The organism is Helicobacter sp. MIT 03-1614, from assembly GCF_000762925.2.
Classification (GTDB): Bacteria; Campylobacterota; Campylobacteria; order Campylobacterales; family Helicobacteraceae; genus Helicobacter_C; species Helicobacter_C hepaticus.
Map to the genome: position 1 here is coordinate 1 of NZ_JRMS02000011.1, position 22,002 is coordinate 22,002.

Below are 22,002 nucleotides of genomic sequence, written 5' to 3' on the forward strand. Positions count from 1 at the left end.
CAAAGGTGAGTTAAAAAATCTTGCCTAAACTTTAAAGCTTAGAATTTATCATTGAAGTTTTCAGAAAATTCTGCTGAGAGTGAGAAATTGTGCTTTGCAATGGACGGGAGAAAAGGAAATGATAATTTTATGTTATAATCTAAAGCTAAAGACCTCTTAAGGAAAGCAATGCGGCGCAAAGATTTTGATTGTAAAGATTCTAAGTTGATTGCGGAATTTTTAAACCAAATAGAGTTTGGCACACTCGTAATACCTGATAGTATCCCTTATGCTGTGCCACTTAGCTTTTGCTATGAGGATTCTAAAATTTATCTGCACGGAGCAAAGGCTGGACGCAAATACGCACTTTTAAAGCAAAATCCCAAAGTTGCCTTTAGTGCAGCAAAGCCTTATGCTTATATCCCCTCATACTTTTTACATCACACGATGATTCCCACGCAATTTTTCTTTTCTATCTTTTTAGAAGGACAATTTTGCGTGGTAGAAGACTTGGTAGAGAAAAAGCATATTTTAACGCGCCTTGTTCAAAAATATGAGCCAAATAATCAAACAATGGATATGGAGAAAGGGCAATTTATCGGTCAAGAAAAAGGTGTATTTGTAGGAAAAATCCTTGTGAAATCTTTAACTGCAAAAGCGAAATTTGGACAGAATCTTAAGCAAGAGGATTGGGAGGAAATTGTGCAGGATTTAAGCAATCGTGGGGATAGACTAGATACACAAACGATAGAGCAAATGAAGAGATTTTCACCTCAAAGGCTTATTAATCCCTAAGCTTTGCCTGATGCCAAAATCCTTTGTCGTACAGAGTTTGACAATTAAATCCGCGATGCTTTTGCGAGAGATTCTCCCACTTGGATTTTTAAAGGCTTCGCCCTTTTGCGTCAGCTCATAGTCTATCTCATCGGCGTTGCTAAACCACTGCGCTCGGATAATCGTGTAATCAAGCGGGGAAGATTCTATAATCTTTACTTCCTCTCTGTGTAGCGCGATATAGTTTGCAATGCGCCTTAGCTCACTCTCTGGAATCTCTTGGTATTGCCCATTATACACGCCAAAGGAAGTTATCCACACAAGCCTTTTAAGCCCCACTTGCTGCATAGAATCTATAATTACTCTTGCCATTTGCGGCGTGTCTGTGCCATAAAGATTCGCATAGACGACATTGACATCACTCATTGCCTTTTTGAGCGCATTTTCATCAAGTGCATTACCCTCCACTACTTCCACACGCGCACTTTTGAGGTGGGAAAGTCGCTTTGAGTTTCGTAAATAAAGTTTCAAATCTACATTGGTATTTTGTAAAAACATCGTAGTAGCTACCCTTGCGACACTCCCATTCGCACCGATAATCAGCACTTTGAGCCTTTCACCTTTGCCTTGTGTGCTTTGGGATTTCACATTTTGTGCGAAAAGTGGATAAGACGCATAAGCCGTGAATGCCACTGCTCCTGCAAGTTGTGCTAGATTCTTTAAAAAGTCCCTACGATTTGTCATTATTGCTCCTTTATTAGAATCTAAAACGCGCAACTTTGCGCTTACTAAAGCTCTATTTGTCAAAAACCTTTTTCAAATGCGCCTCATAGTCTTTGATATATTGTTCCACTTGCGGATTTTTGACGACATCATTACAGATAAAGCTCGGCAAAGCCTGCATTCCCATAAACTCGTGTGCTTTGTGTAAATGCAAATACACGCCATCTACCCCCACTCCCTCAAAAAATCCATTTTTTTCTGTGAAAGCCTCAATCGGAGCATTCCAGGTAAGAGAAAACATATATTTTTTGTCTTTCAAAAGTCCGCCTGTGCCATAGCCTTGAGTTGGATTATTACTATGCCGCCCATCACTTGTAAAAAACTTCCCAGCCCCAGCAATACCTATCTCATCAATATATTTTTTCACAATCCACGGCTCACCCATCCACCAACCGGGCATTTGATAGATGATTGCATCACTTTGAAGCCATTTTTGCACCTCTACTTGCTCCTCATAACCCTTATCAATATGCGTTTGCAAAATCTCAAAGCCAAGATTCTCTAAAGTCTGTTTTGCGACATCGTGCAAAGTTTGGCTAAGCCTCCCACCAGAGCCTCCAAAGACTTTGCCACCATTTAAAAGTAAAATTCTTTTCATTTGTTCTCCTTAAAATAGATTTTGAAATTATACAGCCTGATACTAAGTGTTTGTCAAGGGGTTGGAGAGGGAAAATCTATAAAGGTTACTTACCAAAAAATAAAAATGCTAGATTCTAAAGCTAGAGTAAATCAAAAACTTTTACAACCACGCATAAAATTTGCAAGGCAAGGACAATTTCCCAAGCACATTGCTTAATGCGTTATTGCAAAACACATCTCCCACTTGCACATTGATTGATAAAACGACTAAGGGGCATATTGCGAGTTCCTCTCCTATCTTCCCCCTCACCGCTACAATTATTATTAGATACAAATGCATTAATGGGATTAGGATAAATCTCACGCAAACGCAAGGAATAAAGCATATATAAGTTGAGTGTGCCATTGCGCGTAACGACATTGTATGCCTCTCTTAAATTATGTGCAAAAGAATTGGATAATGCCCGCTCATATCCCTCATAGTTCATATTTGTTAAGTTAGTTGGGATAAATTGGATTCCATCACCTGTCCTTAGCACAGGCATTCCGTGTCCATTGAAGCTACCATCTCGGGCGACATAATACATCTGCACCACCCATAAAGTCCCAGCAGGTTGTTGAAACAAATCTCTCAACGCACTTCTTATTGTAACATCACTTGTGGCAAACTCTGAAGAGAGCCAAAAATGTCCGGGAAAAAGGCTTAAGGCAATGGCTCTATACATCTGTGCTGCATATGCAAACACAGCAGAGCGAGATAAGCCCGGTGGAGTATTAGAGGCACGATATTGTTCAAGCGAAGCAGCAAGCATTGGATAACGCGCACGAAAAGAAGTAAAAGGATTACGTCCAAAAGCTGTATCAAAGAAAAAGCCTCCAGATTCTAGCGGAGTAGCAGTATATTCATTCATTTCAGCAATCATTTGATAGCTATGCAATAAACACACGCCACAATCTCCAGCTCTTTCTAAAACTCCATCGGTTGTCGTTGCAATCTGCCATAATCGCTTTTTCCACTCTTGCGTTAAGACAAAGCTAGGGGGTAATTTTACACTCGCTTTTAGATTCTTTGCATAAGAGCCATTTGCAGGGCAAGTGGGGAGAGAATCTGAAAGATTTGCATTTTTAAATCTTTCCAATTTGAGCCATATTTGGTAACGCGTAAAAAATTGCCTAAATAATCCTTAAGCATTGCGCTATCATTATCCGCAAACATAAAAAGTTTCCAATTTTGCGCGTTTAATTTAGATGGTGCTGCTTTATTTTCTCGCAAATTTTGCTGCAAACATTCTTCCCAACTCACCCAATTCCAATCTTGCTTTGCATTCTGCTTAGAAGTAAGACAAAACATCTTTGCACTTGCTGAATCATATTGTGCGATAATGCCATTTTCAAGGTTGAAATAAAGCTCTTGCGGGTCATTTTTAATCGATTCATTATTGCGCAAATAATATACATCAAAACCTTGAGGGCTAATGAATTTCCAGGCGATAAAGCCCTTTTGCATTAAGGGTGCAGGAGTGGCTATTGTATCAAGCCATTCTTGCATATTATGGAGGATAAGATTAGATTGCACACCTTTAGATTGGCTTTTTTGCAGAGTAAGGAATCCATTGGCAATACGAACCACAAAGCGCAAATCAGGAGTATATAGCATATTGTCTTTGATTGTGAAACTTTGCGTTTTATCATCAATAACGCAAGGTCTTAAGATGAGTCGCTTACCTTGATTATACTTTTCATTTTCTGCACTTAAACATACCCAACCATCGCGAAGTTTCCACGCTATGCGGCTAAAGACATCATAACGCGCATCTATTGCTTCTTCGCAATCACTTACACCCACATAACCCTCAGAGTTTGTAAAGACTGGCGTGAGACACTGCGTCAGCGAATCAGGCTTACTTACAAAGGCAATGGGTCTGTCTTTGGGCTTATTGGCAAGTTTTTGGGAGACTTGCTTAGGATTTTCAAGCGCAAGAGCAGTATAAAAGGGCACACAAAGGCTAAAAAAGAAGAAAACAAAGGCATATAAGCGTGAAACTAAGCTTTTCATATATATATCCTTTTGGGGTATCTAACTTGTGTTTATTATAGCAGTTTTGGCTGAATATAAAATTTCTACCTGCCTATAAATGCCCTTAAGATGTAGAAACTTGTTATTGCTTTATGTGGCTATTTCTCATACCCCTCAATGCTTTTTAGCACCCTTGCAGGGTTGCCTCCAACAATCACATTTGGAGGAACATCTTTAGTTACCACACTTCCAGCAGCAATCACAGAATTTTGCCCAATGGTTACTCCCGGACAAATGGTTGCATTAATCCCTATCCATACCCTATCTTTTATCACAATGGGTTTGCAAAAAGTCGCTTGGCGATTGTAGGGATTAAAATCGTGATTAATCGTTGTGAGGCAGACTTTTGGTGCGATAAACACATCATCACCGATTGTGATGCCGCCCCTATCCATAAAGGTGCAAGCTTGATTCATAAAGAAATTTTTGCCCACCTTAATATTTTTGCCAAAATCCACATAAAAAGGCGGGATAATCCAAGTGCTGCAATCCACCTCTTTGCCAATGATTTGCGAAAATAGCTCCCGCACACGTTCAGTGCTATGATGTACGCTATTTAGCTCACTTGTAAGCCTAATCGTCTCTAAAATAATCTCTTTAATCCTCTCAAACTCTGGGTCATTCATATCTATAAGCTCCCCACCCAAATCCCGCGTGAAAATATCGCGATTTGTGCTAGGTGTGGGTGTGCTACGAAGCGAAAAAGTTGGTTTCATAGTTTCTCCTTAAAAACTTTTTTAGCTACAAACACCGCATTAAGTACCTTTGGAAATCCTGTGTAAGGAATGCACTGCATCAAGCATTCAATAATTTTTTCCTTGCTTATGCCAACATTTAAAGCCGCATTGATATGCACTTCAAGCTGTGCTTCGCAGCCTCCTGCTGTGAGCAAACTAGAAAGCGTAATCATCTCTCGCTCTTGCAGATTAAGCTCACCTCGCGTATAAATATCACCAAAGGCAAATTCTATAATAAAGCGTCCCAAATCAGGTGCAATATCCTCTAAGGAGCTAATGACTTTGTCCCCCGCCTCTCCATCAATGCTTTGAAGTTGTTTTAAACCTTTTTCAAATCGTGTTTGCATTCTCTCTCCTTGTTTGATTTGTATTTGTTGATGATGTGTTTTAGCAAATGCTTGCGTGCCAAGCACTCCTAATCCTCCTGCAATAATGAGTGAATCTTTTAGCACCTTACGCCTTTTAAAATCTTGATTTTTCATTTTTGCTCCTTCACCTGTTCTTTCAAAACCCTTTTGCACTCGCTAAAGCTAGAATGCCGATAATCCACTCCATTTTCAATCAAATCTGTATAAAGCTGCTCTTTGTATTCAAGCATTGCGATATTTTCCTTAGCTTTTGCAAGTTGGGCGAGATTCTTTTTCTTTTGCGCTTGAATGATTTTTAATCGCTCTTTTAATGTTTCATCGCCCTTATCACACAAATCTTTGTAATATTTAAGCTCTTTAATACTCATTCCAAGCTCACGATAAAGGTTAATCCAACAGAGCCAATCAATATCTTTTGGATTAAAAAGCCGTGTGCCGTTTTTGTCCTTATAAATGCGTGGAAAAAGTCCCTTATCTAGCCAAAAGCGAATCTTGCGTGAGGGAATGCCGCTTTTATGCTCCGCTTCTAAAATGGTGAAATTCATCTCATCTCCTTTTAAAGTTTTTAACCAAGTTTTTGAGGCTTATAAAATGACATTATAAATCCTAACACTTAGTGTTTGTCAAGGGGTTGGAGAGAAATTGTAGAAAAATATTTGCTTTTATGAGGTGAGATTAGCCTTTTTCCTCTAAGCGACAGATATTGCCAAATCCAGCGACAGGCACACCAAGAGCGCGGATAAGCCTTGACCAATAATTCACCTGCGCAATGGTTGAGGTAATAATCACAATACCACGTTCAGAAAAATGCTCCTTAAGACTACAAACAATCTCTTTTGAAATAAAAACAGGCGTATTTGTCGCCATTTCTACGTATTGTAAGATAATCCTTTCTTTTTCACTAAAAGTATGATAAGTGTAATTTTTATCAGCTATTGCATTGATTTCATCGAGTTTTAATCCAAATTTTTCATACTCAAAGGCATTCATATCAATACAAAATGGACAAGCCACCAGCATAGAAACCTGCACACGAATGATTTTTAGAATCCGCTTATTAATCTCTGCATCATCGTGAGCTACGAGGCTTTCTAAAACTGCAGAACTCACCGCTGCCTTAGGATACCAAGTCAAAAGTTTAGCGATGAGCACTTCTTTCTTGACGCTTTTTTGCGCTAAATAAACGGCTATTTTTAGCAAAAATGGCATTTTTTTGGGTGGCTCTATATAAGCCTTATCTTTGTCTTTGAAAAAGTTATTCTCATCATTGATTGTAAAGCGCATACTTCCTCCTTAACACAAAATATATGTGATATTATAGAATCTTACACTTAGTATTTATTAAGGGGATTTGGTAAAATGTAGAGTGAGAAAAACAGCAAATCTTGCTTAAGATAATAAGAGTAATTGAGATTTTTCAAAGTGCTTAATGCAGTTTAAGCACTCTATTTTACCCTCCCAAGCAATCTCCAAACACCTAAGCTTAAAGCAAGGCTTATAAGCCCCAATATTCCCAAAGTGTAAGAAAAAGATTGCAGATAAATAGAGGGTGCATTTGCTGAAATCAGCGGATTCTCAACCGCACTAAGATTTCCACTTGCGATACTTTCCACAATGGGATACACAGAATCTTCACTATCCAAAAGATAGGAGAGATTTGCGGTAATAAACACCACCATAAGTGCGCCATAGAGGCTTACTCCCACCGCTTCAGAGCCTAAACGCAAGGAATTAAGCACTCCTGCGCCTAAGCCACTTTTAGCAGATTCTACACTCCCAAGAGCCAATCCATCAATCGCCCCTGCGTGTAATCCCATACCACAGCCAATAACAAAAAGCACTAAAAGCGTCATTAGCTGAAGCGTAACACCGCTTAGAGTATGCAAGATGATTAAAAGTGCAAAGATTCCTAAGCTCATCATCAAAGACATTGCAAGGGCAAGAGCTTTAGAATCTACCCCTTTGTTTAGCATTTTTCCTGCAAGAATTGGACAAAATAGCATAGGCGTAGTGAGGGAGAGCATAAAAAGCCCAGAAAAAGAGGCAGAGAATCCAAAGTTTATGGAGAGAAAAGTAGGAAAATAAGTGAGTAATACGACAAAGCTAAATCCAGCAATCACTGCTACAAGGCTAAATCCAAAAAACGAAGCATTTTTAAGCACTTCAAAGTCTAAAAGCGGTTGAGGAATGTGCAGGGTAGGATTTGGTGTAATATTTTTATAGTGCAAACTTCTCTGATGCACCCCAAAAACTATCCCTACAATGAGACAAAAGGCTAATATTCCAAGTGTTTGAGGCTCTTTGAAAGCGTGGATTTTGGTGATAAAAAGCATAAAGCTTGACATAAAAGCGATAAAGAGAAGTGCACCCATTTTATCAAACTTAAAGGCTTTTTGTTGTTTTTGTGGGTCTTTTGGCAACATAGGTGAAAGGAGCAAAACAACCCCAAGTGTGAGAAAATGAAAGACAAAAATCGCCCTCCACGCAAAAAGATCAATGAGGAATCCACTTAATGTGGGTCCTAAGGTAATGCCAAGCCCTGCGGTTGTGCCAAAAAATGCAAAGGCTTTCACTCGTTCCTTGTCTTCAAAAGTGCGGATTAAAATAGCACTTCCACACGCAAAAACACTTGCCCCACCAATCCCCGCTAAGGCTCTACCCACATCAAGCCAAAGTAGGCTAGGAGCGAGAAATGAGAGTATTGAGCCTAAAAGATAGGTTGCCACCCCAGCAATAAGACAAGTTTTTGCACCTAATCTATCACTTATAGTACCCCAAATGAGCGTAAAACACGCAAAAAATAGATTAAAGCTATTCACAACCCATTGTAAGAGCGTGGTATCACTTCCAATATCCTCTGCGATATAGGGTAAGGCAATAGCTGTGCCAGAAATAGAGCTAGGCACAACAAATACAGCAAGCAGAATAGTAAAAAGAATGGGATTCATTGAGTCTCCTTAGATTTTAGCCTTTTTAATGTAATAAATAATATTACAACTAGGAATAGAGGAAGTATAAAACAGTTTTGTTATAATGTCAAGTATTACAATACAATCTTGTGCTACAATACCACAAATCAATCAAAGGAATCTTATGCAAATCCCCTCACGCTTTAGTATTGCTATCCATATGTGTTTGTGTTTGGAGTTTTTCAATGAGGATTCAGGGTTCAATGCAAATACTAACAAAACACATTGCAAAAAGATGACAAGCAAGGCTTTAGCGGATTCTGTGGGAGTGAATAGCGTGATTATCCGCAATATCCTTGCTCAACTTAAATCTGCGGGGTTAATAAATGTAGCAAGAGGCAGTGGCGGGAGTGTATTGAGTAAAAAACCACAAGAAATAAGCCTTTTAGATATTTTTAACGCAGTGCAGTCTATGGGTGGCAAAGAGACTAATAGCAAAAATCGGCTTTTTAAGTTTCACGCTAATCCTAATGAGCTTTGCCCTTTGGGTAAAAACATTCATCTTATTTTAGATTCATCTTTTGAAAAAGCACAAATTACTTTAGAATCTTATCTTTCAAAAGTAAAATTAAGCGATTTATTGAAAAAATTGCAAAACTTGCCATTGTGATAAGGTTTGCAAAAGTTTTGATGAAGCACTCTACACATTTTTCGTGTGAATTTTGTATATTTGCCCCTTTCAAGATAAAATAATAGTATAAATCCTAACACTTAGTATTTGTCAAGGGGCAAATAAGATTTTAAAATCTACAGCCCCACGCTCTTTGCCGCATCGCTATTGGGTGCGTATCTATCACCTACAATCACAAGCTTACTTAACTCCTTGTTCATTTCTTCTAACTCACTTGGGCTAAAGGTTAATAAACTTGCGTTAAGATTCTCCTCTAGTCTATGAATCTTGGTCGTCTCTGGGATTGGAATCACAAAGCTTTTATTAGAGAGAATCCACGCTAAAGAAACTTGTGCAATGGTGGCAGGTTTGCCATTAATGCTTTTACTCTGCGCTACCTTTTTGATAAACTCAATCACACTTTGATTTGCTTCTAGGGCTTCTTTGGTATAACGTGGCATAGACGCTCGGAAGTCAAGCGTTTTGTGAAAAGTCGTGTTTTTATTAAAGTTTCCACCTAAAAATCCTCTATCAAGTGGAGAATAAGCAACAATCGTGATTCCTAGCTTTTGGCAAGTGTCCATTATGCCATTTTGCTCTAATTCACGGAATGCCATAGAGTATTGACTCTGCATTGCCACAGGGGCAAAGACTTTGTGCGCCCTCTCTATTGTCTTAATCCCTGCTTCGCCTAACGCCCACGCCTTGATTTTGCCCATTTTGACTAAATCTTTCATCGTCCCTGCCACTTCCTCAATAGGCGTGTCAATATCCACTCTATGCTGCGTGTAGAGGTCAATACAATCCCTTTTTAAGCGTTTCAAGCTCCCATCAACTGCGCGCATAATAGACTTGCGACTAGAATCTAGCTGTTGTTTGCCAAAGGGATAGTAAAAGCCAAATTTGGTATTGATGACGATTTTGTCTTTATAACCTTTCAAAGCCTCGCCGAGTAGCTCCTCATTGGTATGTGGTCCATACACTTCAGCGGTATCAAAGAATGTATATCCCAAATCCACCGCTTTATGCAGCAGCTTTATCATTTCTTTTTTATCCCTTGCCGGTCCGTGATTGGCACTCATTCCCATACAACCTAAGCCAATCGCGGAGACTTTGAAATCGCCAATTTTTCTTTGTGGAATCGCTGTTTTTGTCATTTTTGCCTCCTTAGCATTTACGAAAGTTTGTGCGCTTAAAAATGCCATTGTAGCAAGTGCTGCACTTGTTTTTAAAAACTTTCGTCTTGAATCTTTTGCTGATTTTTCTTTCATCGTATTTCCTTGTATGTTTGTTATCATTTATTTCCCTATTACTACAACGGCGCAATCTCATCAAGCGCACTTAGGGCGTTTAAGCTTCTAGGGTAGCCGATGTAAGGCACAAGTGCGGTGATGACAGAGATGAGCTTGCCTCTATCATTTCCTACTCTTATATTTCCTGCGATATGCGCCCTCACTTGAGAATCTGCCCCGCCCATTGAGAGAATATACACAAGGGTTAAAAGCTCCCTAAACTTTAGAGGAAGCCCACCGCGCGTGTAATAATCCCCAAAGCAATTCGCACTTAAAAAGGTGCGGATATGTTGGTAATCCTTTGGTGCTGCGGCATTGCCTTTGTCAATCGCCTCACCAAAAAGTGCGCGTTGGGTTTCTAGCCCTTTTTCTCTCCTTTGAGCGTATTCTACCCTGCCTTGAGATTCCAAAGGAAGCGCAATTCCAAGTTGTGCAAAGATTTCATTGGTGGCGTTAATAAAATCTAGCACTTTCCCCATACCCACATAAGGCGTGGCTTGATAGAGAATCTCCTTAATTGCCACAGGTTCAACGCCATTTTTCAAAGCCGCATTGAGAATTGCCTTAAACTCACTCAAAGCAGGAATAGCTACAAGTGAGGCAAGAGTAATCATCAAGCCCTCTTTTAGCTCAAGCTTAGATTCTGTGGGGACTTCATCAAAGGCAAAATTCACATAATTACTAAAAAACTCGGGGTCGCTTTTGCTTAGTGGCACATCGGTGCTGCCAAAAAGCTTTTCAAAGGTTTGCTTGGCTTTTGGGGTTAGATTAGTTTTCATTATGTCTCCTTGAATGTGTTGTGTTTGCGTGTTTGAAGTCTTAGAATCACACGCACTTAAGGCAAATCCGCTAAGGCTCACTAGACTTGCTCCTATGCCTAATTTTGCAGAGGTTTTGAGAAACTCCCTGCGCTCTAATAACTCTTTGTGCTCTTGCATTCTTTCTCCTAAATAATAAACTTAATATTTGAAAATCTCATTTTCTCATCTTGCCCTCTGCCTCCTTGATATAGCCCTCATATTCTGTATCGCTTAAAAGCTCTAGCCAAGTAACATTCTTGCCATTTTTCTCGTGCGTAAGGGCGATATGCACGCCCTTTTCTTTCAAGCCTGCTCCGTGCCAATGCTCTACATCAGGCGGACAAAGCACCACATCACCAACCTTTGCGATTTGTGTAATACCTGCTTTTGTGCCCGTATAAATCGTGCCTTGTGTAACTATAAGCGTCTGTCCTGCGGGGTGAGTGTGCCACGCTGTCCTAGCCTTTGGGCTAAAGGTAACCTCCCCACCTCCATAAGGGCGATAATCTCCGCTTTTAAAAAGTGTTTTGACACTCACTTCACCGCTAAAGATTTTAGAATCTCCTTTAAATCCTCCAAGACTGCCACTTTTAACCACTTCTTGTGTTTTTTGCATTTTTGCCTCCTTTGTATAAGCGATATTCACGCAACCTAAAGCTGTAACCAAAGCAATAGCAATGAGTTTTTGCATTTTTTCTCCTTATGATTTTAAAATACATTTGAAATTATAAAGCCTGATACTTGGTGTTTGTCAAGGGGAATATTAAAATTTATCATAAAAGATTTTGTTATAATCACAGCATAAGGATTGATAATCGCAGAGGAAACAAGGGGTGCAATGTCGGCTTGGAATAAATCACTACAACCACACAAAGATGAAATCATTTATGAGTTTAAGTATAGTTTTCCAAAGGGAAAATTTAATCGTTTTGAGCGGATAGTAGATAGAATAGCGACAATAATAGTTTTATTTGTCTCACTTGGATTGATTTTAGATTTTTATAATTATAGTGCAATCTATGATACGATGATTCTAATCTTTAGTTATCCTACATATTTGAGCTTAGAAAATTGGCTTGTTTTGGGGTTATATAGTATTTGCTTTCCTGCACCTTTTTTATTGGTTTTATGGAGCTTTAATGGGCTCTTGTTTCGTCAAAGAAATGCTATTTGGCTTACTAATGAGGGAATGTATATACGCTCTAGTGGTTTTTTAAAGCTATGGTATCAGCATAGATTCTATAAATATGGGGAATTTGGGTTTTATGTAAATTGGGTATCAAGTGCTATCTATACGGGTTCGTGGGTAATAAGAATAAATGATATAAACACACAATATCGCCACTACTTTCATAATCTTTCAAACAAAGAATCTAAAGTTTATGTGATAGTTGATAATGATGAACAAGATATGAAAAAGCTCCTTGAAATCCTAAGAGAAAAAACACAAGAAGCCTTAGAGAAACAAGGCAAAGCAAATCAATATGATTTGCGTGAGAAAATTAAACCTATAAAAAAAAGAAGAGGCTTGCAAGAGGAGGAGCAAAAATGAATGGCAATTGGAGTAAATCACCACAACCACACAAAGATGAAATCATTTATGAGTTTAAGTATAGTTTTCCTAAGGGGTGGTTTTATCGTGTAGAGAGATTAATGATAAAATTAGTTTTTTGGGTCGGTTGTTTGTTTGCTCTTTTGATGTTGCAATACCAAATAGAATCTACACTCAACTTTATAACCTCTAATTTAATAATGCTACAAAATATTGAGATATTAGACTATATTATTCTTGCTTGTTTGTGTTTTATTATTTATATCATTCCTTGTCTTTTACTCTTTCTTTTTATTTGTGCTTGTATTAATATCCTTTTCTTATGTCCTTATCATTCTATCACCTTAACACACAAAGGTGTATATATCAAATATGCTCCCCTCTTTTTTCCATATTATCAATACAAATTTTATGCTTATGGGAATTTTTCATTTCATAGTTATTTTGGTGGAAAGATTTTTTGGGCAGTAAGAGTTTGTGATGATATAAGCAAAAATTATAAATTCTTTGATTTTAAGCACTCACATACAATACCCTTTTTAGAATATGTGGGAATGCAGTATGAACAAGAAATCATTAGAATCTTGCGCGAAAAAACGCAAGAAGCCCTAAAGAAACAAGGCAAGGCAGAAATATATAATGTGAATGATAGAATTAAAAATATCCAAAAGGGGTAAAAATGAATGGTAATTGGGAATATTTTCCACCTTTAAATCCAAATAATATACCACACTATATCAATGAACTTGATAAATATGAACGCGAACAAGATGAATTAATCTATTCCGATAAATATATTCTTATATCTAAAATTAAAAACATAATAAAAATCACTTTACAAAACTTATCTTTTGAGGGCAATGGCTCGGATATTGGTATGGCGACTATTAGCGCAATTCTATCCTCTATTGGTGAAGGCATTAATAGGCTTACGAAACTAGGATATATAGCCCCAAAAGTAGGTCCTTTGCAATATGTATTTTTTGTTTTTGATGTATCTATTGTTTTTACCTATAATCAGGGAACTAAAGATTGGTATAGAGGTATTGCTGCAACAACTTTCAGCCTTTTTACTTTAATAATTACAATACTTGTAGGATTTTTTATCTCAACTTGGTGGCTTGCCCTCATCATTGCGGCACTCATTGCCTTTATTGCTGCTCTTTTTGCAACCTCAAAATGGGGTAAAAGCGCATTAGAGTGGAGTGCAGAGAAAATACAGGAGCTTGCAGAAACCATTAAAACCAACCTAGAAAAAGCAAAGGCATTTTTTGAGGCAAACGAGCAAGACTACTACAAGCCCTTTAGAAATAAAGATTTTATGAAAAATCTCTGTGAGGATTTGACTTGCAAGGATTTCAGTGAGCAGAGTTTGCGCGATTTACTCGCATATAGTGGCTATAAGAGAGATAATAATGAGTGGCAAACCTTTGTCTATTATCATACTCGCTTAAGTCTGCAAGATATATTTGATAGAGAAAATGGCACATTCAAAGCAAGCTATAAAGCAATGCGTGATACTGCTTTTGAAAAAGGAGTTGAATCTCAAAAAGAAGCACGACTTACCTACAATGCAAGCAAGCCAAAAATAACTTCTGTGTAGCAAAGATTTCATCTTGCTTAGAATCTCCTCTCCTCAAAAACTTTTTATTTCTTTTTATCCTTGTCTTTCACTTTGTCTCCTTGCTTTTTATGAGAATCTGCCCTCTAAGCATTAAAAATATAATGCTTAAAACCACCAAGCACACTGCCGCTAAAACTGCAAAGCGTGAGCCATTGAGTGAGATAAACAGCCCACAAAGCGAAGTGCCAAGCGTGATACCGATATTTGCAGCACTGATGAAAAGTCCATTTGCGAGTTCCTTTGCCTCTGGGATAGGCGAGGTTACGACAAATTGTGCCATATTATTACCAATCCCCGCAAAGATGCCAAGAATGATGAGAATCACACTCGCTCCCCAAACATTGCCACCACCAAAAAAGAGTGCGTTATATAACACAATGAGGCTTAAAGGCACGATTCTTAAAGTCGCATTGGGCGCACTCACAAGGCTTTTACCCGCAATGAAATTGCCGATGACATTGCTTAGCCCATAGATAAGCAAAAGCACGCTAATGAGATTAAAAGAAACCTGCGTGAAATTGAGTAAAAACTCACTCATATAGCTATAAAAGCCAAACATTGCGCCATTTAGGAGCATTACAACAATGACAGAAGCCCACAATATGGGCTTTGATAATACCTTGAATTGCTCGTTTTGTGGAGCTTTTTGCTCTTGCTTTTGATTTGGGATAAATAAAAGTGTGGCAAGGAGGCTTAGGGCATTAAGCGCACCAAAAAAGATAAAAGACATTTCAAGGCTTGTATTGCTTGCGATAAAGCTAGTAAGCGGCACCCCAAGCGTCATACCTGCAGAGACAGCGATAAAAATCTTTGCGATTGCCTTTGGGGATTCGTTGTGTGGGACAGAATCCGCTGCCATACTAAAGGCAAAGGCGCAAAAGATAGGGTGAAAAAATGCTGGAATTGCGCGCAAGATAAGCAACACAATAAAATTTGTGCAAAAGGCTGCCAAAAACGAGCTAACGCTAAAGACAAGTAGGCAAAATAGCAAAACTTTTTTCGCGTCATACTTCGTCAAAAGCGGGGGTAAAATCGGTGCGACAAGCGCAACAATGAGTGCAAAAATACTCACAACCCACCCCGCGTCTGCGACACTCACATTATAGACTTCCGCCACGATAGGCAGCACACCCATCATTCCAAGCTCCATACTCAAAAGCGCAAATACACCAAGCATTAGCGTAGGAAGCAAAAGAGGATTTGTTTTTATCATTTAGATTCCTTTGTTTGAAATAATAAAATTGACATTATAAAGCCTGATACTTGGTATTTGTCAAGGGGTTGGAGAAAAAATATATTAAAATTATGAAGCAAATATTGCGCTACTAATCTAGCAAAAGCCAAGTAAATATAAACCTCGTAGTTCTTTAGCCCCAAGAGAAGCTAAAGATTCTAAGCTAACTAAAATTTATGATAGTGCCTTTAATCCCACGACAGAGATAATAATAAGTGCGATGAAAAAGAGTTTTTTTGCACTTTTGCTTTCTTTAAAAAACACCACGCCCACAAGCACGCCTCCAGCTGCGCCGATGCCTGTCCATATCGCATAGGCTGTCGCCATTGCAATGCCCTGCATAGCCATTGATAGCAGAGCAAAGCTTAGCATAAACTGCACCAAAAGCCCGAGTAAAAAGATTTTTCGCCCACTTAGGGAGTATTTTTTCATCGTAATTACGCCTATGATTTCCATACAACCAGCCATTATGAGATACACCCAGCTCATTTTGCCTCCTTGATAGAATCTTGCACGATTTCATCAATTCCCAAATCGTGTGAGAGCGTTTCTGCGAGTTTTTCTCCTTGAGTTTCCTCTGTCTTATCTGCTGAAAGCTTTAGCCCCACCACGCCAAGAAGTAAGGTCGCAATAAAGAGGATTTTAAGAAGTGAGAAAGGCTCACCAAAGATAAAGATTTCAGCAAGTGTAATGCCCGCTGTGCCAATGCCCACAAACACGCTATAAGCAATACCAATCTCTAAGACTTTTATCGCTAGAATCATACTTACAGAGGATATGAGAATCCCGATTCCTGTGAGTGTGTAAAAAAAGAGATTATCGGAATATTTTAACCCACTCGCCCAAAAGCATTCTACAATGCCACCAAAAAGCACCAATCCCCACGCGAGATTGTGGGTAAGTTTGATATTTTTCATTTGTTTCCTTTGTTTTATTTTATACATTTTATGGGTTCAAAAAGCCAAAGCCCATAAATGTAATTAGAATTTATGTAATGATGTGATGTGTAAAGGTGAGAAGCAGAGCTTAAAGTGAGGAGATAGAGAAAAAAATAGATGAGAAACGCAAACGATTGATAGCCTTGGTCCCAAAACATTGCCTATCCCTCCATTTTAAGAATCTTAAATTTGCGACATTATAGCATAAAAGCTATATCTCTTACACTGCCAAGCACAACACTTGTGTATTTAATGGTTTGCAAAAAAGTTTAAGAAACTTATCTTTATCTACCCTAACATTCCATTAAAGTCATTTTCAATTTTGAGTATATCTAGCGCGGCGGCAATTTGTCCGCGATGATGTGTAGCGTGGTTTAAAAGTGCGAGGATAAAAAATCCACGAGATTTTTTAAACTCTACACCCGGAAAGCTAAGTGTGGCAATGCTTTCAAAATCCTCAATGGATTCTATCAACGCGATGATTTTGCTATCTACTTTGGCGCGCAACGCTTCAAATGCACCCATATCCTCATAGAATGCGCTTTTTAGCCTGTGCATACCCTCATAAATCGCACTTTGCAACTTACCCTCTTCTAGGTTAAGAGTTTGCAAAATCTCCTCCATACCCTCTAAGGGTTTGGAAGCAAAGGCACTAAACCTCCCCAAAACAAGCTCTATATCTTCGCAAAGAATATGCTCTGCTGTTTGCATCACACTCCCAAAATACAACCCACAATCCTTATACAACTCTTCCTTTGAGCATTTCTTAAAAGTCGCAAACATATTTGCATTGGCAAGTTGATTGTATTGCGCCTGAAGCAATAAAGTCTCTTTCATTCTATTTCCTTTTGCATAAAATCTGTGCCATTATATCATTAGAATCTATAATTCAATGAGGCTTATTCTTTGGCGCATTTTAATCTCTCCACTAGAAAGCAGTTTGATAAGTGCAGTCGCATAAGTGCTATAAGACACTCTACTTTCACCTTTTGCATTGACTTTAAATTCCTCGCCTATTAACTCATAATTTTGCGATTTACCCTCATAAAAAAGTGCTGCAGGGCTGATATAGAGCCAATTGAGATTGCTTTTGCGCACAAACTCAATCTTTCTTTTATGCAAACTTTTAAGGATTAATAGTTTTTGCCTCAACTAAAGGAGGGAGAATGAGCATAAGTTTATACAAATTTATGGTTAATATTTTATCTACACTACAAGGAGTAATGCCAATGCCCCTTCCTGAAGGTAAGCGAGGGTTAAAAAACACCGAAATACATTCTGTTTTATCCAAAACAAAAGAACGAATTTGCACCGCAGAACTTGTTGTAGGAATAATTGTAAATACGGTTTCAAAATTTTTACTTTTTAAATCCTCTTCACAATTTTTAAGCGCAAAAAATCCGCTTTCATCAATCCCTAGGCACGACTTTGGATCATCTGCATTAACAAATTGCATAGCCCCTAAATTAAACTTATCAAAAGGATCACTTTTGCGGATTTGCTCATCAAGATCAACTTGCTTGAGATTCCAATTTGGTTTTCTATAATCTGGAGCAAGCAAATCTCCTGTTGCAAGACTTCTTAGAGAAAATGGTGCGGTAAAATCTGGTAAATCTTCAGGATCACCTCCATATACAAAGCTTGAGATTAAAATGAATAATAAAGTAAATTTTTTCATTGATGCCTCCTAAAATCGTCCAAAATGCACAGGTGAATGGTCAGATGAGAGGTGTGCGCGTATATTTGCTGCCATAAGTATTGCTGCAATTTGCGGCAATACTATAGTGGAACGAGAAGGGCTTGATCTACCTACTACCGCATAATCAAGTGTTCTATTTGTTCCTCTAGAGCTAAAATGTGTAGCAGAGTTTGGAGCAGTAATACGGATATGATTGGCGATTCTCGTATCTAGCCCCGATTGCAAGAGCGCTGGATCGCGATTGAAATCTCCAGCGATAAGCCAATTTATTTGTGGCATATTAATAAAATTATCGTGTACAGCTGTAACTAAAGCAGGCGCATCACCACCTCCACTTGCTAAAGCGTGAATATTAAAAAACACATCATTGCCGATACGAATACCAATAGCTGGACGCGATGCCTCTGTAGCAACAACATTTTGATGCACTACAAGAACTTCATCGGCTCTTCTATCAGAAACTATGGCGAGATTCACCCTTCTTGCTCCCACATCTAGAGGAGCATAATAGATATAAACTGTATTTGGTCTAGAATAAGTTCCAAGTTCCCATGTAAACTCCTCTACAGGTGTTCCACCGGGCTGAACCATTCTGCCTGTTCTTCTCGCTGAAGCAGGTATAGCGCCAGCCTCTTGCACCATAAGGACATTAGCGGGATTGTCTCCTGTGATGAGTTGTCTCACACTTATATTCCATTTACTCTCAGTATTTGCTGAAGAACCTTGCAGATTCCAAGTACTTACCCTATAATCTTCAAGATTGGCTAAAACAAAGGTAAAACTCATTAAAAAGCATAATAGTATTCTCATTTTTACTCCTTAATATTGATTATTTAATGAAAAAAATAGGCTCTGGTTCTAGTGCCACAGGGGTAATATACCATTGTTGGTCAAGGTTAGAACTCGTCGCACATTTTGTTAAATAAATACTATAGTATGTCGTTGTTCGCACAGTTGGTGTTTGCAAACAAGTTTTTGCACTCACACTTTGAATTTGTATGGCTTGATTGTCAAAAAAGTTGAGATTCCATAATTGTGCTTGATTTTTACTATCGCATATATCGTGAATTACACCATTTCCGTAAGCCTGAAGACAAGTATCTTCTTGCATATTTTTAATTATCACTTGCCCATTTGAAAAACTTATAATACGCCAAAATTTTGCTCTGCCAAACTCAAAACTATCAATAGGCGTATATCCCCATACCCAATTTCTTGGCTTAAGCGCCCAAAGTGTTAAAAGACCTCCCGATGAAGACATAATTGATATAGGATTAGAAACATTTTTATCTATTTTTGATGCATTTGCATCAGGAATCCTAACAGGAATTTCACGCCCTTCCATTTCCATCAGCATTGCTCTTGATTTTTCACCCGGTATTCGTTCATTAGGTGGAGGCGTTGGACTTAATCCTATACCCAAATCTTTTTCAGTCTTAGACGAATGCTTAGGCTGATGAACCTTTGGTGTTGAAGAACACGCTGCAAACAAAAGAGTTATTAAGAGAAAAAATAAAAGTCTCATTGTTATATCCTTTGTAAAATAAATTGATTAAATACACTCAATAGCAGTCTATAACCAAAAGTTAAATACTTAAACATTTTAAACATTAATGTAAATAAGAATCTAAATTTATATATTAAAATTAAATAAAAAAGTTTATTTAATTTATTCTATAAGATAGAGCTAAATACTTTAATTTTGCTATTTATTTTCATAAAGAGCCTGATATATTTAATATTTGGCAAAACTGCTTTATTCAAATGTATTTATATCATATATTAAAATGATTAATAATGCAAAAATTTTTATTTTTTTTTAAAATTTATCATTTTAATCCTTTTTTTAATTGCTCCTTAACTATTTACGCTCATTTGTTTTAAACGGATAACCACTTATTTAGCAGTGGGTGCGTGAAGCGGTATAATCGTATAAAAGCTTTTTATCTTGCTTTTTAAATCGTTTATGCACATCAGTTAGTGTCCCACCTTATCATCAATGTGTAAAGACAGACTCCCTTTTTCACTCATTAATTCTTTGATTAAAATTAGACGATAGTAGAGAAATTCCAAATAAGATTCCAAATTAAATTTGTCTTTATATGCAATTTTTGAATCTAAACTTGCGCTCATCGTGCTTCCTAGTCTAAAGATATTATTTGTGGCAAAAGGAGGGTCAATATAGATTAAATCAATGCTATTTTTGAAGCTTTTAGCTTGATTTTGCAAGAGATTTTGCATAGCATTGAGGTTATCATCAAAAATAAGTAAATTTTTTTGATTGTAACTCCCTTGTAATTCTCTACTCAATGGGAGTTTTAGAAAATCTTGCGATAAAATCTAAGCCTTTTAGGCGAGTATAGCTTAATATTCCTTTGCAAATTTTTGCATAGCTGTATCTGAAACATTTATGATACAATCACACATAAAAATTCATTTTACCAAGTGAGGAAAAATCTTTATGCAAAGGACTGTAAATCTTTTAGAAATTTGCAATCTTTTTAAAGAAGAAGAATTACTATCGGACAAACATATTAAAGAATTTCTACAAATTCAAAATGTTAAAAAACACGAGATTCAAAGTTTATGTCTTTTATGTCAAGAGTTTAGAAAATTAAAAGATGAAAATTTTAATGTTTTTGAGGGCTATTACATTAACTACACTATTCCACAAATCGGAAAAGAATTTGATTTAGTTAGATTTGAAAAGAATAAAATTATTAATATTGAGTTAAAATTTGAGGAGATTGCAACCGATAAAATTCTTAAACAACTTCAGTGTAATTACCACTATTTTTCTCCTCTTAACAAAGAGATTCATTGTTATACCTTTGTGGCTACTCAAAAGAAACTCTATAAATATTTCAAGGGAGAATTGAAAGAAATTGAAACACCTAACTTACTCCAAGAACTTAGAGAGTTTGAAAGCGAACAAAGACATCCAGATACTTTATTTGCCCCAATTAATTATTTAATCTCTCCTTTTAACAATACACAATCTTTTATTAATGAACAATATTTTTTAACTAACTATCAAGAACAAATCTGTAAGGAGATATTAGAAAAGATTCATCAAAAAAGTCATTATATATTTTCAATATCTGGTCAAGCTGGAACAGGAAAAACTCTGCTAACATATCACATTGCAAAAAAATTAATGAAACAAAGCTATAAAGTTGTAATTGTGCATTGTGCAAGTCTTAATGAAGGAATATATAAACTTAGAGATTTGAAGTGGAATATTTACCCAATCAAAGATTTTAATCATATTAAACAAATTCAAGCCGATATTATTATTGTTGATGAATCTCAAAGAATAAGCGTTAAACAGCTAAAAGAAATACTGCAAATAAGAGAAAATGGAATATTAATTTTTTCTCACGATGTTCATCAAAGACTTAACAGAGCTAACGAAGCAAAGGAAGTAACGCAGACGATTCAAGAAGCTGCAAAAGAAACTGATTATAAATTAAATAATAAAATTAGACACAATAAAGAAATTGCTTATTTCATTAAAAAAATATTTAATCCAAAAAATAAAGAATCTCAAGATTCAAAACCAAAGGAATTTAAGAATATATCCTTATACTACGCAAATAACTTACAAGATACGCAAGAATATGTTAATTTTTTAATTAAAGAAAAATGGAAATATATTTATCTCTCCACTAGTTTGCATACACAAGAAAAATTAAGCCAAGTTAAACTTTCTTCAGACACAAGCTCTCATCAAGCTATTGGACAAGAATGGGATAATATTGTTATAATAATTACTGAAGATTTCTACTATACAGAAGAAGGTAGATTAAACTATAAAGCTAGAGCTTATTATAATCCCTTAGAAACACTATTTCAAGCCCTAACAAGAGTAAGAAAACGACTTAAGTTGATTATTATTAATAATCCCGATATTTATAAAAAGTGTGTGGAAATTCTATGTGAAAACTAACTTTGATTTTGCTTAATAAAGTTTGAAAGTGATACTAC

Annotated in this window: 25 protein-coding genes and 1 pseudogene; 6 read left to right on the forward strand and 20 right to left on the reverse strand. The window is 37.1% G+C overall.

What is annotated here, in order from left to right:
- Positions 1-168: 168 nt before the first annotated feature.
- Positions 169-774 (forward strand): FMN-binding negative transcriptional regulator, encoded by a 606-nt coding sequence (locus tag LS66_RS08185; RefSeq protein ID WP_034368185.1) that lies wholly within the window; start codon positions 169-171, stop codon positions 772-774.
- Here the strand turns inward: LS66_RS08185 and LS66_RS08190 are convergent.
- The 8 genes and pseudogenes from LS66_RS08190 to LS66_RS08230 all read right to left on the reverse strand — a co-directional run bounded on the left by LS66_RS08190 (position 748) and on the right by LS66_RS08230 (position 8,245).
- Positions 748-1,497, reverse strand: coding sequence for an SDR family oxidoreductase (locus LS66_RS08190; protein WP_052057519.1), 750 nt, complete (start codon positions 1,495-1,497; stop codon positions 748-750). The two genes, LS66_RS08185 and LS66_RS08190, sit on opposite strands and share 27 nt — an antisense overlap.
- A gap of 52 nt (positions 1,498-1,549) precedes the next feature.
- Positions 1,550-2,134, reverse strand: a complete 585-nt coding sequence (locus tag LS66_RS08195) for an NAD(P)H-dependent oxidoreductase (RefSeq protein WP_034368182.1) — start codon at positions 2,132-2,134, stop codon at positions 1,550-1,552.
- 202 nt (positions 2,135-2,336) lie between these two features.
- Positions 2,337-4,171 (reverse strand): annotated as a pseudogene (locus tag LS66_RS10450) (DUF1561 family protein).
- Positions 4,172-4,290: 119 nt separating this feature from the next.
- Positions 4,291-4,908, reverse strand: a complete 618-nt coding sequence (locus LS66_RS08210; RefSeq protein WP_034368174.1) for a sugar O-acetyltransferase — start codon at positions 4,906-4,908, stop codon at positions 4,291-4,293.
- A complete protein-coding gene (locus LS66_RS08215) occupies positions 4,905-5,411 on the reverse strand; it encodes a carboxymuconolactone decarboxylase family protein (RefSeq protein ID WP_201273676.1) in 507 nt (168 codons plus the stop codon). Before LS66_RS08215 ends, LS66_RS08210 begins: the two co-directional genes overlap by 4 nt.
- Positions 5,408-5,842, reverse strand: coding sequence for a MerR family transcriptional regulator (locus LS66_RS08220; protein ID WP_034368173.1), 435 nt, complete (start codon positions 5,840-5,842; stop codon positions 5,408-5,410). Before LS66_RS08220 ends, LS66_RS08215 begins: the two co-directional genes overlap by 4 nt.
- 130 nt (positions 5,843-5,972) lie before the next feature.
- Positions 5,973-6,581, reverse strand: a complete 609-nt coding sequence (locus LS66_RS08225) for a carboxymuconolactone decarboxylase family protein (RefSeq protein ID WP_034368170.1) — start codon at positions 6,579-6,581, stop codon at positions 5,973-5,975.
- A 161-nt stretch (positions 6,582-6,742) separates the two neighbouring features.
- Complete coding sequence (locus LS66_RS08230) at positions 6,743-8,245, reverse strand: MFS transporter (RefSeq protein ID WP_138092034.1); 1,503 nt, start codon at positions 8,243-8,245, stop codon at positions 6,743-6,745.
- 145 nt (positions 8,246-8,390) lie between these two features.
- Here LS66_RS08230 and LS66_RS08235 point away from each other — a divergent pair, with 145 nt between their 5' ends.
- Entirely contained in the window at positions 8,391-8,876 is a 486-nt protein-coding gene (locus tag LS66_RS08235; RefSeq protein WP_034368346.1) for an Rrf2 family transcriptional regulator, read from the forward strand.
- 137 nt (positions 8,877-9,013) lie between these two features.
- On the opposite strand, the gene LS66_RS08240 is transcribed toward LS66_RS08235, so the two are convergent.
- From LS66_RS08240 to LS66_RS08250, 3 genes are read right to left on the reverse strand one after another with little or no spacing between them, the layout of a single operon-like run.
- Positions 9,014-10,174, reverse strand: a complete 1,161-nt coding sequence (locus LS66_RS08240) for an aldo/keto reductase (RefSeq protein WP_236097011.1) — start codon at positions 10,172-10,174, stop codon at positions 9,014-9,016.
- A gap of 14 nt (positions 10,175-10,188) precedes the next feature.
- The gene (locus LS66_RS08245; RefSeq protein ID WP_081947997.1) at positions 10,189-11,106 is read right to left on the reverse strand and encodes a carboxymuconolactone decarboxylase family protein; all 918 of its coding nucleotides are present in this window, start codon (positions 11,104-11,106) and stop codon (positions 10,189-10,191) included.
- A 37-nt stretch (positions 11,107-11,143) separates the two neighbouring features.
- Positions 11,144-11,659 (reverse strand): cupin domain-containing protein, encoded by a 516-nt coding sequence (locus tag LS66_RS08250; RefSeq protein ID WP_081947996.1) that lies wholly within the window; start codon positions 11,657-11,659, stop codon positions 11,144-11,146.
- A 147-nt stretch (positions 11,660-11,806) separates the two neighbouring features.
- On the opposite strand from LS66_RS08250, the gene LS66_RS08255 reads away from it, so the two are divergent.
- From LS66_RS08255 to LS66_RS08265, 3 genes are read left to right on the forward strand one after another with little or no spacing between them, the layout of a single operon-like run.
- A complete protein-coding gene (locus LS66_RS08255; RefSeq protein ID WP_138092037.1) occupies positions 11,807-12,520 on the forward strand; it encodes a hypothetical protein in 714 nt (237 codons plus the stop codon).
- Positions 12,517-13,197, forward strand: coding sequence for a hypothetical protein (locus tag LS66_RS08260; protein ID WP_034367853.1), 681 nt, complete (start codon positions 12,517-12,519; stop codon positions 13,195-13,197). The genes LS66_RS08255 and LS66_RS08260 overlap by 4 nt, the downstream gene beginning before the upstream one ends.
- Positions 13,198-13,199: 2 nt before the next feature.
- Positions 13,200-14,123 (forward strand): hypothetical protein, encoded by a 924-nt coding sequence (locus LS66_RS08265; protein WP_034367851.1) that lies wholly within the window; start codon positions 13,200-13,202, stop codon positions 14,121-14,123.
- Positions 14,124-14,190: 67 nt separating this feature from the next.
- On the opposite strand, the gene LS66_RS08270 is transcribed toward LS66_RS08265, so the two are convergent.
- The 9 genes from LS66_RS08270 to LS66_RS08310 form a co-directional block, all read right to left on the reverse strand.
- Positions 14,191-15,357: an MFS transporter gene (locus LS66_RS08270; protein WP_034367849.1), complete on the reverse strand. Its 1,167-nt coding sequence runs from the start codon at positions 15,355-15,357 to the stop codon at positions 14,191-14,193.
- Between the two features lie 195 nt (positions 15,358-15,552).
- A complete protein-coding gene (locus LS66_RS08275) occupies positions 15,553-15,867 on the reverse strand; it encodes a multidrug efflux SMR transporter (RefSeq protein WP_011116292.1) in 315 nt (104 codons plus the stop codon).
- On the reverse strand, positions 15,864-16,295 hold the full coding sequence (locus LS66_RS08280) for a multidrug efflux SMR transporter (RefSeq protein ID WP_034367847.1): 432 nt from the start codon (positions 16,293-16,295) through the stop codon (positions 15,864-15,866). The genes LS66_RS08275 and LS66_RS08280 overlap by 4 nt, the downstream gene beginning before the upstream one ends.
- 309 nt (positions 16,296-16,604) lie before the next feature.
- Positions 16,605-17,153 carry a DinB family protein gene (locus tag LS66_RS08285; protein WP_034367845.1) on the reverse strand — a complete coding sequence of 183 codons (549 nt, stop codon included), beginning with the start codon at positions 17,151-17,153 and terminating at the stop codon, positions 16,605-16,607.
- Positions 17,154-17,198: 45 nt separating this feature from the next.
- Complete coding sequence (locus LS66_RS08290; protein ID WP_201273678.1) at positions 17,199-17,414, reverse strand: hypothetical protein; 216 nt, start codon at positions 17,412-17,414, stop codon at positions 17,199-17,201.
- A gap of 28 nt (positions 17,415-17,442) precedes the next feature.
- Positions 17,443-17,994: a cytolethal distending toxin subunit A/C gene (locus LS66_RS08295; RefSeq protein WP_034367843.1), complete on the reverse strand. Its 552-nt coding sequence runs from the start codon at positions 17,992-17,994 to the stop codon at positions 17,443-17,445.
- A 9-nt stretch (positions 17,995-18,003) separates the two neighbouring features.
- Positions 18,004-18,825: a cytolethal distending toxin subunit B family protein gene (locus tag LS66_RS08300; RefSeq protein ID WP_034367841.1), complete on the reverse strand. Its 822-nt coding sequence runs from the start codon at positions 18,823-18,825 to the stop codon at positions 18,004-18,006.
- A gap of 19 nt (positions 18,826-18,844) precedes the next feature.
- The gene (locus tag LS66_RS08305; protein ID WP_052057499.1) at positions 18,845-19,540 is read right to left on the reverse strand and encodes a cytolethal distending toxin subunit A/C; all 696 of its coding nucleotides are present in this window, start codon (positions 19,538-19,540) and stop codon (positions 18,845-18,847) included.
- Positions 19,541-19,992: 452 nt separating this feature from the next.
- On the reverse strand, positions 19,993-20,325 hold the full coding sequence (locus tag LS66_RS08310) for a DNA methyltransferase (protein ID WP_034367840.1): 333 nt from the start codon (positions 20,323-20,325) through the stop codon (positions 19,993-19,995).
- A 151-nt stretch (positions 20,326-20,476) separates the two neighbouring features.
- On the opposite strand from LS66_RS08310, the gene LS66_RS08315 reads away from it, so the two are divergent.
- Positions 20,477-21,964 (forward strand): ATP-binding protein, encoded by a 1,488-nt coding sequence (locus tag LS66_RS08315; RefSeq protein WP_034367833.1) that lies wholly within the window; start codon positions 20,477-20,479, stop codon positions 21,962-21,964.
- Positions 21,965-22,002 lie beyond the last annotated feature (38 nt).